Source organism: Kaistia nematophila (assembly GCF_026343855.1).
Lineage (GTDB): Bacteria > Pseudomonadota > Alphaproteobacteria > Rhizobiales > Kaistiaceae > Kaistia > Kaistia nematophila.
In genome coordinates this window covers 860,784-870,358 of record NZ_JAPKNK010000002.1, presented here as the reverse complement: position 1 = coordinate 870,358, position 9,575 = coordinate 860,784, and the positions used below count along the sequence as shown (strand labels likewise).

21 protein-coding genes are annotated in these 9,575 nt (G+C 62.8%); all 21 read left to right on the top strand.

The genetic code is table 11. From position 1 onward, the window contains the following. The first annotated feature begins 66 nt into the window (after window positions 1-66). The 21 genes from rpsJ to rplO all read left to right on the top strand — a co-directional run bounded on the left by rpsJ (window position 67) and on the right by rplO (window position 9,528). Window positions 67-375, top strand: a complete 309-nt coding sequence (gene rpsJ / locus OSH07_RS08460) for a 30S ribosomal protein S10 (protein WP_018184903.1) — start codon at window positions 67-69, stop codon at window positions 373-375. 16 nt (window positions 376-391) lie between these two features. Beyond that, window positions 392-1,111, top strand: coding sequence for a 50S ribosomal protein L3 (gene rplC / locus OSH07_RS08455; RefSeq protein WP_266338165.1), 720 nt, complete (start codon window positions 392-394; stop codon window positions 1,109-1,111). Then, window positions 1,111-1,731 carry a 50S ribosomal protein L4 gene (gene rplD, locus OSH07_RS08450; protein ID WP_266338203.1) on the top strand — a complete coding sequence of 207 codons (621 nt, stop codon included), beginning with the start codon at window positions 1,111-1,113 and terminating at the stop codon, window positions 1,729-1,731. The genes rplC and rplD overlap by 1 nt, the downstream gene beginning before the upstream one ends. Then, a complete protein-coding gene (locus OSH07_RS08445) occupies window positions 1,728-2,021 on the top strand; it encodes a 50S ribosomal protein L23 (protein WP_201400063.1) in 294 nt (97 codons plus the stop codon). The genes rplD and OSH07_RS08445 overlap by 4 nt, the downstream gene beginning before the upstream one ends. Before the next feature lie 23 nt (window positions 2,022-2,044). Further along, window positions 2,045-2,881 (top strand): 50S ribosomal protein L2, encoded by an 837-nt coding sequence (rplB, locus tag OSH07_RS08440; RefSeq protein WP_266338164.1) that lies wholly within the window; start codon window positions 2,045-2,047, stop codon window positions 2,879-2,881. A gap of 14 nt (window positions 2,882-2,895) precedes the next feature. Beyond that, complete coding sequence (rpsS, locus tag OSH07_RS08435; protein ID WP_018184908.1) at window positions 2,896-3,174, top strand: 30S ribosomal protein S19; 279 nt, start codon at window positions 2,896-2,898, stop codon at window positions 3,172-3,174. A gap of 1 nt (window position 3,175) precedes the next feature. Beyond that, window positions 3,176-3,556 (top strand): 50S ribosomal protein L22, encoded by a 381-nt coding sequence (rplV, locus tag OSH07_RS08430; protein WP_266338163.1) that lies wholly within the window; start codon window positions 3,176-3,178, stop codon window positions 3,554-3,556. After that, window positions 3,556-4,266 carry a 30S ribosomal protein S3 gene (gene rpsC, locus OSH07_RS08425; RefSeq protein ID WP_266338162.1) on the top strand — a complete coding sequence of 237 codons (711 nt, stop codon included), beginning with the start codon at window positions 3,556-3,558 and terminating at the stop codon, window positions 4,264-4,266. The genes rplV and rpsC overlap by 1 nt, the downstream gene beginning before the upstream one ends. A gap of 32 nt (window positions 4,267-4,298) precedes the next feature. Further along, window positions 4,299-4,712, top strand: coding sequence for a 50S ribosomal protein L16 (gene rplP / locus OSH07_RS08420; protein WP_201400060.1), 414 nt, complete (start codon window positions 4,299-4,301; stop codon window positions 4,710-4,712). 25 nt (window positions 4,713-4,737) lie between these two features. Further along, a complete protein-coding gene (gene rpmC, locus OSH07_RS08415) occupies window positions 4,738-4,938 on the top strand; it encodes a 50S ribosomal protein L29 (RefSeq protein WP_266338161.1) in 201 nt (66 codons plus the stop codon). Between the two features lie 10 nt (window positions 4,939-4,948). Then, window positions 4,949-5,197 (top strand): 30S ribosomal protein S17, encoded by a 249-nt coding sequence (gene rpsQ / locus OSH07_RS08410; RefSeq protein WP_266338160.1) that lies wholly within the window; start codon window positions 4,949-4,951, stop codon window positions 5,195-5,197. 70 nt (window positions 5,198-5,267) lie between these two features. Beyond that, window positions 5,268-5,636, top strand: coding sequence for a 50S ribosomal protein L14 (gene rplN, locus OSH07_RS08405; RefSeq protein ID WP_029075463.1), 369 nt, complete (start codon window positions 5,268-5,270; stop codon window positions 5,634-5,636). After that, on the top strand, window positions 5,636-5,953 hold the full coding sequence (gene rplX / locus OSH07_RS08400) for a 50S ribosomal protein L24 (RefSeq protein ID WP_266338159.1): 318 nt from the start codon (window positions 5,636-5,638) through the stop codon (window positions 5,951-5,953). The genes rplN and rplX overlap by 1 nt, the downstream gene beginning before the upstream one ends. Continuing rightward, window positions 5,946-6,503, top strand: coding sequence for a 50S ribosomal protein L5 (gene rplE, locus OSH07_RS08395; RefSeq protein ID WP_266338158.1), 558 nt, complete (start codon window positions 5,946-5,948; stop codon window positions 6,501-6,503). The genes rplX and rplE overlap by 8 nt, the downstream gene beginning before the upstream one ends. A gap of 30 nt (window positions 6,504-6,533) precedes the next feature. After that, a complete protein-coding gene (rpsN, locus tag OSH07_RS08390) occupies window positions 6,534-6,839 on the top strand; it encodes a 30S ribosomal protein S14 (RefSeq protein WP_266338157.1) in 306 nt (101 codons plus the stop codon). A 13-nt stretch (window positions 6,840-6,852) separates the two neighbouring features. Next, on the top strand, window positions 6,853-7,251 hold the full coding sequence (gene rpsH / locus OSH07_RS08385) for a 30S ribosomal protein S8 (RefSeq protein WP_266338156.1): 399 nt from the start codon (window positions 6,853-6,855) through the stop codon (window positions 7,249-7,251). 40 nt (window positions 7,252-7,291) lie between these two features. Further along, window positions 7,292-7,825, top strand: a complete 534-nt coding sequence (gene rplF, locus OSH07_RS08380; protein ID WP_266338155.1) for a 50S ribosomal protein L6 — start codon at window positions 7,292-7,294, stop codon at window positions 7,823-7,825. Between the two features lie 11 nt (window positions 7,826-7,836). Further along, the gene (gene rplR, locus OSH07_RS08375) at window positions 7,837-8,193 is read left to right on the top strand and encodes a 50S ribosomal protein L18 (RefSeq protein ID WP_266338154.1); all 357 of its coding nucleotides are present in this window, start codon (window positions 7,837-7,839) and stop codon (window positions 8,191-8,193) included. 47 nt (window positions 8,194-8,240) lie between these two features. Next, a complete protein-coding gene (gene rpsE, locus OSH07_RS08370) occupies window positions 8,241-8,786 on the top strand; it encodes a 30S ribosomal protein S5 (RefSeq protein WP_266338153.1) in 546 nt (181 codons plus the stop codon). A 30-nt stretch (window positions 8,787-8,816) separates the two neighbouring features. Further along, on the top strand, window positions 8,817-9,023 hold the full coding sequence (gene rpmD / locus OSH07_RS08365) for a 50S ribosomal protein L30 (protein ID WP_266338152.1): 207 nt from the start codon (window positions 8,817-8,819) through the stop codon (window positions 9,021-9,023). Between the two features lie 19 nt (window positions 9,024-9,042). Beyond that, on the top strand, window positions 9,043-9,528 hold the full coding sequence (rplO, locus tag OSH07_RS08360) for a 50S ribosomal protein L15 (protein WP_266338151.1): 486 nt from the start codon (window positions 9,043-9,045) through the stop codon (window positions 9,526-9,528). The last annotated feature ends 47 nt before the right edge of the window (window positions 9,529-9,575 follow it).

The window sequence follows — 9,575 nt, the reverse complement described above, 5'->3', positions numbered from 1 at the left end:
AGTCGGAAGATCCGGACCGGGCGCGCGGATACGTCGCGCGCCCATGTCACCTGAGGACAGAAATCGATGAACGGTCAGAATATCCGGATCCGGCTCAAAGCGTTCGACCATCGCATTCTCGATGCGTCGACGCGTGAGATCGTAAACACGGCGAAGCGTACCGGCGCGCGCGTTGTTGGCCCGGTGCCACTTCCCACGCAGATTGAGAAGTTCACCGTGAATCGGTCGCCGCATATCGACAAGAAGAGCCGTGAGCAGTTCGAGATGCGCACGCATAAGCGTCTTCTCGACATCGTCGACCCCACCCCGCAGACCGTGGACGCGCTGATGAAGCTCGACCTGGCGGCCGGTGTGGACGTCGAAATTAAGCTCTGAGGCGAGCGAGGATAGAATGCGCTCTGGATTGATCGCACAGAAGGTGGGCATGACCCGCATCTACACGGATGCGGGCGAGCAGGTGCCGGTGACGGTGCTGAAGCTGGACAACTGCCAGGTTGTTGCTCATCGGACGGAAGATAAGAACGGGTACACCGCGGTCCAGCTCGGAAGCGGACTCGCCAAGGTGAAGAACACGCCGAAGGCTGAGCGTGGTCATTTCGCCAAGGCCGAGGTCGAGCCGAAGCGCAAGGTCACGGAGTTCCGTGTGAGCCCGGACAACCTCATCGAGGTTGGCGCCGAACTCACCGCCGAGCATTTCGTCGTCGGCCAGTTCGTCGACGTCAGCGGCACCTCGATCGGTAAGGGTTTTGCCGGTGTCATGAAGCGCCACAACTTCGGTGGTGGCCGCGCGACCCACGGTAACTCGGTATCGCATCGTGTTCACGGTTCGACTGGCCAGCGCCAGGACCCGGGCAAGGTGTTCAAGAACAAGAAGATGGCTGGTCACATGGGCGACGTCCGCGTGACCACTCAGAACCTCAAGGTCGTTCGCACGGATGTCGAGCGCGGCCTGATCATGGTCGAGGGTGCCGTTCCCGGCGCCAAGGGCGGCTGGATCGAGGTTCGCGATGCGGTCAAGCGCGCGCTCCCCAAGGATGTCCCGGTTCCGGGCGCCTTCCGGAAGCTCGGTGCGACGGCTGAAGCTGCGGTCGAAGCGAAGGAGGCCGAATGATGGATATTAAGGTCACCAAGCTCGACGGTACGGCTGCTGGCGAGATCTCGCTCTCGGACGAGATCTTCGGTCTCGAGCCGCGCGGCGACATCCTGCACCGCATGGTTCGCTGGCAGCTCGCCAAGCGCCAGGCCGGCACGCACAAGTCGAAGGGTCGTTCGGAGATCTCCGGCACGACCAAGAAGATGTACAAGCAGAAGGGCACCGGCGGCGCACGCCACGGCGCCAAGACTGCGCCGCAGTTCCGCGGCGGCGGCAAGGCCTTCGGTCCGGTGGTGCGCAGCCATGCGCATGACCTGACCAAGAAGTTCCGCCAGCTGGCGCTGAAGCACGCGCTCTCGGCCAAGGCCCGCGGCGACAACCTGGTCATCGTTTCGGACATCGCCATCGATGCGCCGAAGACCAAGGCGGTCAAGGAAAACCTTGCCAAGCTCGGCTGGGCCAACGCGCTGATCATCGACGGCGCTTCGGTCAACGAGAACTTCGGGCTTGCTACCCGGAACGTCCCGCATATCGACGTTCTGCCGGTGCAGGGCATCAACGTGTACGACATTCTGCGCCGCGAGAAGCTCGTGCTGACCAAGGCTGCGGTCGAGGCGCTGCAGGAGCGGTTCAAATGAGCGATCTGTCGCATTACGACATCATCCGCAGCCCGGTGCTGAGCGAGAAGTCGACCATTGCTACCGAACAGAGCAAGGTCGTCTTCAACGTTTTGAAGACCGCGACGAAGCCCGAAATCAAGGCGGCTGTCGAAGCGCTGTTCAAGGTCAAGGTCACGGGTGTGAACACCCTCGTCCGCAAGGGCAAGGTGAAGCGCTTCCGCGGTATCGTGGGCAAGCAGAGCGACGTCAAGAAGGCGATCGTGACGCTTGCTGAAGGTCAGTCGATCGACGTTTCTACCGGTCTCTGACGCGAAAAGAATAGGCTGAAGCCATGGCTCTCAAGCACTACAAGCCGACTACGCCGGGACAGCGCCAGCTTGTTCTCGTCGATCGTTCGGAGCTCTACGCCGGCAAGCCCGTCAAGGGTCTGACGGTTGGTCTCCGCCAGAGCGGCGGTCGCAACAATCTCGGACGCGTCACGGCCTATGGCCGTGGCGGTGGCCACAAGCGTTCCTATCGCCTGATCGACTTCAAGCGTAACAAGCGCGACATTCCCGCCGTCGTCGAGCGGATCGAGTACGATCCGAACCGTACGGCGTTCATCGCCCTCATCAAGTATGAGGATGGCGAACTCAGCTACATCCTGGCGCCGCAGCGTCTGGCCGTTGGCGACAAGGTGATCTCGGCGGCCCAGGCCGACGTGAAGCCGGGCAACGCGATGCCGCTCGGTGCGATGCCGGTCGGCACGATTGTCCACAACGTCGAGATGAAGCCGGGCAAGGGCGGTCAGATCGCCCGTTCGGCCGGTGCTTATGCACAGTATGTTGGCCGCGACGGCGCCATGGCGATCCTGCGCCTGAACTCGGGCGAACAGCGCCTGGTCTCGCAGACTTGCATGGCCACGATCGGTGCGGTTTCGAACCCGGACCACGCCAACATCTCGCTCGGCAAGGCCGGTCGTAACCGTTGGCTTGGCAAGCGTCCGAGCGTCCGCGGCGTCGCCATGAACCCGGTCGACCATCCGCACGGCGGTGGTGAAGGCCGGACCTCGGGTGGCCGTCATCCGGTCACGCCGTGGGGCAAGCCGACCAAGGGCAAGAAGACCCGCAACAACAAGTCGACCGACAAGTTCATCGCGCGCAGCCGTCATCTGCGCAAGAGCAAGTAAGAGAGGGGCTGTCCGTGGCTCGTTCTATTTGGAAAGGCCCGTTCGTCGACGGCTATCTCCTCCGCAAGGCCGAGAAGAGCCGCTCTTCGGGTCGTGGCGAGGTGATCAAGATCTGGAGCCGTCGCTCCACGATCCTGCCCCAGTTTGTGGGCTTGACGTTTGGCGTCTATAACGGCCAAAAGCACGTTCCGGTCATCGTCAACGAGGACATGGTCGGTCACAAGTTCGGCGAGTTCTCGCCGAGCCGGACCTACTATGGCCACACGGCCGACAAGAAGGCGAAGAGGAAGTAACATGGGCAAGCCGAAGCGCGAACGCGCGCTGAAAGACAACGAGGCCCGCGCGATCACGCGCATGATCCGTGTCTCTCCGCGCAAGCTCAACCTTGTCGCCCAGCTGATCCGCGGCAAGAAGGCCAGCACGGCGCTCGCCGACCTGACCTTCTCCGAGAAGCGGATTGCGCGTGACGTAAAGAAGACGCTGGAATCCGCGATCGCAAACGCCGAGAACAATCACGATCTCGACGTTGATTCGCTGGTGGTCGCCGAGGCATTCGTCGGCAAGGCCCTGGTGATGAAGCGCTGGACGCCGCGGGCTCGCGGTCGCGTCGGCCGGATCGAGAAGCCGTTTTCGCACCTGACCATCGTGGTGCGTGAGACCGAGGAGGCTGCATAATGGGCCAGAAAGTCAATCCGATTGGCCTCCGCCTCGGTATCAACCGGACGTGGGACAGCCGCTGGTTCGCCAACAAGGGCGAATACGGCAAGCTGCTCCATGAGGACATCCGCATCCGCGAGATGCTCCTGGTCGAGCTGAAGCAGGCGGCGGTCTCCAAGATCGTCATCGAGCGTCCGCACCGCAAGTGCCGCGTCACGATCTACTCGGCTCGTCCGGGCATCGTGATCGGCAAGAAGGGCGCCGACATCGAGAAGCTGCGCAAGCTGGTCGGCAAGCTGACCGACAGCGAAGTGCATCTGAACATCGTCGAAGTCCGCAAGCCGGAGATCGACGCGACCCTGGTCGCGGCCTCGATCGCCCAGCAGCTGGAGCGCCGCGTCGCGTTCCGCCGCGCCATGAAGCGCGCCGTCCAGTCGGCGATGCGTCTCGGCGCCCAGGGCATCCGCATCAACGCCGGTGGCCGTCTTGGTGGCGCGGAAATCGCCCGCCTCGAGTGGTACCGAGAGGGTCGGGTTCCGCTGCACACGCTGCGCGCTGACATCGACTACGGCACCGCGACCGCCCACACGGCCTATGGCACGTGCGGTATCAAGGTGTGGATCTTCAAGGGTGAAATCCTCGAGCACGATCCGATGGCTTCCGAGCGTCGCCTGACTGAGGGTAACGAGCAGGGCTCGAATACTCGTCGTCGCGACGCCGCGGCCTAATCGGTCGGAACTGAGGGCGAGAGAGAACAGAAATGCTGCAACCGAAGCGCACCAAGTTCCGCAAGCAGTTCAAGGGCCGTATCCATGGCGTCGCCAAGGGTGGTACGGATCTGAACTTCGGCGGGTTCGGCCTCAAGGCCCTGGAGCCGGAACGCGTCACGGCGCGACAGATCGAAGCGGCGCGCCGCGCGATCACTCGTGCTATGAAGCGCGCGGGACGCGTGTGGATCCGGATTTTCCCGGATGTGCCCGTCACGTCGAAGCCGACCGAAGTCCGAATGGGTAAGGGTAAGGGCGCCCCGGAATACTGGGCGTCCCGCGTCAAGCCTGGCCGGATCATGTTTGAGATCGACGGTGTCGACGAGGAGACCGCCCGTGAGGCGCTCCGTCTCGGCGCGGCGAAGCTCCCGATCAAGACGCGCTTCGTACAGCGCATCGCCGATTGATCGGCGAACGGACGAGGATAGGGCCATGAAGGCGAAAGACGTTCGGCTGCAGACCGCCGATCAGCTCGAAACCGAGCTCGGAAACCTGAAGAAGGAGCAGTTCAACCTGCGCTTTCAGCGGGCGACCGGCCAGCTCGAAAACACGGCGCGTGTCCGGCAGGTTCGCCGCGACATCGCCAGGATCAAGACCATCGCTGCGCAGAAGAGCGCGGCGGACAAGCGCTGAGGAGGCGAGCATGCCGAAACGCGTTCTGCAGGGCAGCGTCGTCAGCGACAAGACCGACAAGACTGTCGTTGTTCTCGTCGAGCGTCGCTTCACGCATCCGGTCTTGAAGAAGACCGTGCGTCGGACGAAGAAGTACCACGCGCATGACGAAGGCAACGTTCACAAGATTGGCGACCTGGTCTCCATCGAAGAGACGGCGCCGATTTCGAAGAACAAGCGCTGGATCGTTGTCGGTACCGAGCAGTCGGGCGACAAGTAAGGCACTGGATAAGGTTCGTTGCTGCTGATCCCTTCGGGTCGGTGGCAACCATAAAAGTAGGCGGCCAGTCATGATTCAGATGCAGACTAACCTCGACGTGGCGGATAATTCCGGCGCTCGTCGTGTGATGTGCATCAAGGTTCTCGGCGGTTCCAAGCGGAAGTACGCCTCGGTCGGCGACATCATCGTTGTGTCGATCAAGGAGGCGATCCCGCGGGGTCGCGTGAAGAAGGGCGACGTCATGAAGGCGGTCGTCGTTCGCACAGCCAAGGATATTCGTCGTCCGGATGGCAGCGTCATCCGTTTCGACAAGAATGCGGCGGTTCTGATCAACAACCAGAAGGAGCCGATCGGGACTCGTATCTTCGGGCCGGTTCCGCGTGAGCTTCGCGCGAAGAACCACATGAAGATCATCTCGCTCGCGCCGGAGGTGCTGTGATGGCTGCCAAGATCAAGAAGGGCGACAACGTCGTCGTCCTCGCAGGCAAGGATAAAGGTAAGTCGGGCGAAGTGCTTCGCGTGATCCCGTCGGAAGACCGCGCCGTCGTGCGTGGCGTCAACGTCGGTCGCAAGCACCAGAAGCAGACGGCGAGCGAGCAGGGCGGCATCGTCGCCAAGGAGCTCCCGATCCATCTGTCGAACATCGCCCTGGCTGATCCCAAGGATGGCAAGCCGACTCGCGTCGGTTTCCAGGTGACCGAAGACGGGCGCAAACAACGCGTCGCAAAGCGTTCGGGAGATGTGATCGATGGCTGAGGCAGCTTACGAGCCGCGGCTCAAGAAGTTTTATGAAGACGAAGTACGGGCGAAGCTCGTCGAGGAATTCGGGTACAAGAACCCGATGCAGGTTCCTCGTCTCGAGAAGATCGTGCTGAACATGGGCGTTGGCGAGGCCGTCAACGATTCCAAGAAGGTCGGCACCGCCCTTGGTGACCTGGCGCTCATCGCTGGCCAGAAGCCGGCCGTGACGAAGGCTTCGAAGTCCATTGCGACGTTCAAGCTGCGCGAGAACATGCCGATCGGCGGCAAGGTCACGCTGCGCAAGGCGCGCATGTACGAGTTCCTCGACCGCCTGGTCACGATCGCGCTGCCGCGCGTCCGTGACTTCCGCGGCCTGAACCCGAAGAGCTTTGATGGTCGTGGCAACTTCGCCATGGGCATCAAGGAGCACCTGATTTTCCCGGAGATCAATTACGACAAGATTGATCAGGTCTGGGGAATGGACGTGATCGTCTGCACCACGGCCAAGACCGACGAGGAAGCTCGCGCCCTTCTGAAGGCGCTGAACTTCCCGTTCCGCCAGTAACCGGTGCCGGGATAGGACGAGGGACAATCGATGGCTAAGAAGAGCTCGATCGAGAAGAACAACCGGCGCCGCAAGCTTGCCAAGCAGTATGCCGGCAAGCGCGACCGCCTGAAGGCTGTGGCAAATGACGAGAGCCTGTCGCTCGAGGAGCGCTTCCAGGCGCGCCTCAAGCTGGCGGAGCTGCCGCGGAACGCGTCCGAGACGCGCATCCGCAATCGTTGCGAAGTGACGGGCCGCCCGCGCGGTGTCTATCGCAAGCTGATGATGTCGCGTATTGCATTGCGCGAACTCGGGTCGCTGGGGTTGATCCCGGGCCTCGTCAAGTCGAGCTGGTAAGGAGCACGGTCCGATGACAATGACCGATCCTCTGGGTGATATGCTCACCCGCATCCGCAATGCTCAGATGCGCCGGCAGTCGAAGGTTTCGACGCCGTCCTCGAAGCTGCGTTCGAACGTTCTCGGTGTTCTGCAGTCGGAAGGCTACATTCGTGGCTTTGCGGACTCGGTGGATGGCGAAGGCCGTCCGGTGATCGAGATCGAACTGAAGTATTATGATGGCGAGCCAGTGATCCGCACCATCGAGCGTGTCTCGAAGCCGGGTCGCCGGGTCTATGCCTCGGTAAAGAACATCCCGCAGGTCAAGAATGGCCTCGGCGTGTCCATCCTGTCGACGCCGAAGGGCGTGATGTCGGATTCGGATGCCCGCGACCAGAATGTCGGCGGTGAGGTTCTTTGCCAGGTATTCTGATCTGGCTGATGGCGAAACACGAACCGGACGGATTAGTCTGATGTCTCGTATTGGTAAGAAGCCGGTGGCCGTGCCCAAGGGCGTTACGGCTACGATCAACGGCCAGACGGTGTCGGTGAAGGGTCCGAAGGGCGAGCTGTCCTTCGACTTCACGGATCACGTCGCAGTGGAACTGACGGAAGCGGGCGTTCAGGTCGCCCCGCGTGATGACAGCAAGCCGGCTCGCGCCGCTTGGGGCATGTCGCGCACCATGATTTCGAACCTGATGAAGGGCGTGAGCGAGGGCTTCTCGAAGAAGCTCGAGATCAACGGCGTGGGTTACCGCGCCGCCGTTCAGGGTTCGAACCTGCAGCTCGCGCTTGGCTATAGCCATGACGTGATCTACGCGATCCCGGAAGGCATCAAGATCGAGACCCCGCGTCCGGTCGAGATCATCGTCTCGGGCATCGACAAGCAGAAGGTCGGCCAGGTTGCGGCCGAGATCCGCGAGTATCGCAGCCCCGAGCCGTACAAGGGCAAGGGCGTCAAGTACGCAACCGAAACTATCTTCCGCAAGGAAGGTAAGAAGAAGTAACGGAGACGGTCATGGCCAATATTCAGCAGGAACGCCGCGCTGCGCGTGTCCGCCGTGCGCTCCGCAAGGTTGCGAACGGACGGCCCCGGTTGAGCGTCTACCGCTCGTCGGAGCACATCTACGCCCAGGTGATCGACGACGCCGAAGGGCGTACGCTCGCCGCGGCTTCGACCCTCGAGAAGGACCTTCGTGGTTCGCTCAAGACGGGTGCCGACAAGGCAGCCGCCGAGGCGGTCGGCAAGCTCGTCGCAGAGCGCGCCAAGGCAGCCGGCGTTACGCAGGTCATCTTCGACCGCGGCGGTTACCTTTTTCATGGCCGCGTGAAGGCGCTGGCTGACGGCGCTCGCGAGGGCGGTCTCGACTTCTGATGCGCTGAGGCGCGTCATCACGAAACACAGGACGATTGGATCTTTCGATGGCCAGAGAGCAGCGGGAAGAGCGCGACAGCGAATTCGTCGACAAGCTCGTTCACATCAATCGCGTCGCGAAGGTGGTGAAGGGCGGACGGCGGTTCGGCTTCGCAGCCCTCGTCGTCGTCGGCGACCAGAAGGGCCGGGTCGGTTTCGGCCACGGCAAGGCGCGTGAAGTGCCTGAAGCAATCCGCAAGGCGACGGAAGCCGCGAAGCGCAGCCTGGTTCGGGTTCCGCTGCGCGAGGGACGTACGCTTCACCATGACGTGTTCGGTCGCCACGGCGCCGGCAAGGTCTTCCTGCGCGCCGCAGCGCCGGGTACCGGCATCATCGCCGGCGGCCCGATGCGCGCCGTGTTCGAGACCCTCGGTGTCCAGGACGTCGTCGCCAAGTCGATGGGTTCGTCGAACCCGTACAACATGGTGCGCGCCACGTTCGCAGCCCTGAATGCCGAAGACAGCCCGCGCAGCGTCGCGGCCCGTCGTGGCATCAAGGTTTCGGCACTGCAGGCCCGTCGCGGCGGCGAAGTCGACGCTTCCGCCGAGGCGTGAGCGCCCGATTGAATTCGAGGATTTGACCAAATGGCCAAGAAATCTGAAGGCGCCGCCAAGACGATTACCGTCGAGCAGACCGGCAGCCCGATCCGTCGCCCGGTCGAGCAGCGTGCTACGCTGATCGGCCTCGGCCTCAACAGGATCCGTCGCCGTTCGACGCTGCAGGATACCCCTGCGGTTCGCGGCATGATCGCCAAGGTGGCTCACCTCGTCCGCGTTGTGGACGAGGCCTGAGCCCAGAAGGACCAGTTCGATGAAGCTCAACGAGATCAACGACAACCCGGGCTCCAGCAAGAACCGCATGCGCGTCGGACGCGGTATCGGTTCGGGCAAGGGCAAGACCGGTGGTCGCGGCGTCAAGGGCCAGAAGTCGCGCACGGGCGTGGCGATCAAGGGCTTTGAAGGCGGCCAGATGCCGCTGCATCGGCGTCTGCCGAAGCGCGGCTTCACCAACATCTTCGCCAAGGACTACAACGAGGTCAGCCTTGCTCGCGTCCAGGCGGCGATCGATGCGGGCAAGCTCGATGCGAAGAAGCCGGTGACGGTCGAAGCGCTGAAGGAAGCCGGCGTTCTGCGTCGCGTCCAGGACGGCGTTCGCCTCCTCGGCGTCGGCGAACTCAAGGTCGCCGTCAACTTCGAGATCGCTGGCGCGTCCAAGCCGGCCATCGAAGCGGTCGAGAAGGCTGGCGGTTCCGTCAAGCTGCTCGCCGCCCAGGCAGAAAAGACGGACGCAGAGTAAACTGCGTCGTTCGGGGAGGGGCGCCGCTTGTCGCGGCGCCTCCGAGA

What these genes read in the sequence shown, in the direction of transcription:
- rplR (WP_266338154.1), top strand. Translation starts at nt 7,837, where the DNA reads ATGGCCAATATTCAGCAGGAACGCCGCGCTGCGCGTGTCCGCCGTGCG.
- rpsC (WP_266338162.1), top strand. Translation starts at nt 3,556, where the DNA reads ATGGGCCAGAAAGTCAATCCGATTGGCCTCCGCCTCGGTATCAACCGG.
- rplC (WP_266338165.1), top strand. Translation starts at nt 392, where the DNA reads ATGCGCTCTGGATTGATCGCACAGAAGGTGGGCATGACCCGCATCTAC.
- rpsH (WP_266338156.1), top strand. Translation starts at nt 6,853, where the DNA reads ATGACAATGACCGATCCTCTGGGTGATATGCTCACCCGCATCCGCAAT.
- rplD (WP_266338203.1), top strand. Translation starts at nt 1,111, where the DNA reads ATGGATATTAAGGTCACCAAGCTCGACGGTACGGCTGCTGGCGAGATC.
- rplO (WP_266338151.1), top strand. Translation starts at nt 9,043, where the DNA reads ATGAAGCTCAACGAGATCAACGACAACCCGGGCTCCAGCAAGAACCGC.
- rpsJ (WP_018184903.1), top strand. Translation starts at nt 67, where the DNA reads ATGAACGGTCAGAATATCCGGATCCGGCTCAAAGCGTTCGACCATCGC.
- rpmD (WP_266338152.1), top strand. Translation starts at nt 8,817, where the DNA reads ATGGCCAAGAAATCTGAAGGCGCCGCCAAGACGATTACCGTCGAGCAG.
- rplF (WP_266338155.1), top strand. Translation starts at nt 7,292, where the DNA reads ATGTCTCGTATTGGTAAGAAGCCGGTGGCCGTGCCCAAGGGCGTTACG.
- rplB (WP_266338164.1), top strand. Translation starts at nt 2,045, where the DNA reads ATGGCTCTCAAGCACTACAAGCCGACTACGCCGGGACAGCGCCAGCTT.
- rpsQ (WP_266338160.1), top strand. Translation starts at nt 4,949, where the DNA reads ATGCCGAAACGCGTTCTGCAGGGCAGCGTCGTCAGCGACAAGACCGAC.
- rpmC (WP_266338161.1), top strand. Translation starts at nt 4,738, where the DNA reads ATGAAGGCGAAAGACGTTCGGCTGCAGACCGCCGATCAGCTCGAAACC.
- rpsE (WP_266338153.1), top strand. Translation starts at nt 8,241, where the DNA reads ATGGCCAGAGAGCAGCGGGAAGAGCGCGACAGCGAATTCGTCGACAAG.
- rpsN (WP_266338157.1), top strand. Translation starts at nt 6,534, where the DNA reads ATGGCTAAGAAGAGCTCGATCGAGAAGAACAACCGGCGCCGCAAGCTT.
- OSH07_RS08445 (WP_201400063.1), top strand. Translation starts at nt 1,728, where the DNA reads ATGAGCGATCTGTCGCATTACGACATCATCCGCAGCCCGGTGCTGAGC.
- rplP (WP_201400060.1), top strand. Translation starts at nt 4,299, where the DNA reads ATGCTGCAACCGAAGCGCACCAAGTTCCGCAAGCAGTTCAAGGGCCGT.
- rplX (WP_266338159.1), top strand. Translation starts at nt 5,636, where the DNA reads ATGGCTGCCAAGATCAAGAAGGGCGACAACGTCGTCGTCCTCGCAGGC.
- rplE (WP_266338158.1), top strand. Translation starts at nt 5,946, where the DNA reads ATGGCTGAGGCAGCTTACGAGCCGCGGCTCAAGAAGTTTTATGAAGAC.
- rplN (WP_029075463.1), top strand. Translation starts at nt 5,268, where the DNA reads ATGATTCAGATGCAGACTAACCTCGACGTGGCGGATAATTCCGGCGCT.
- rplV (WP_266338163.1), top strand. Translation starts at nt 3,176, where the DNA reads ATGGGCAAGCCGAAGCGCGAACGCGCGCTGAAAGACAACGAGGCCCGC.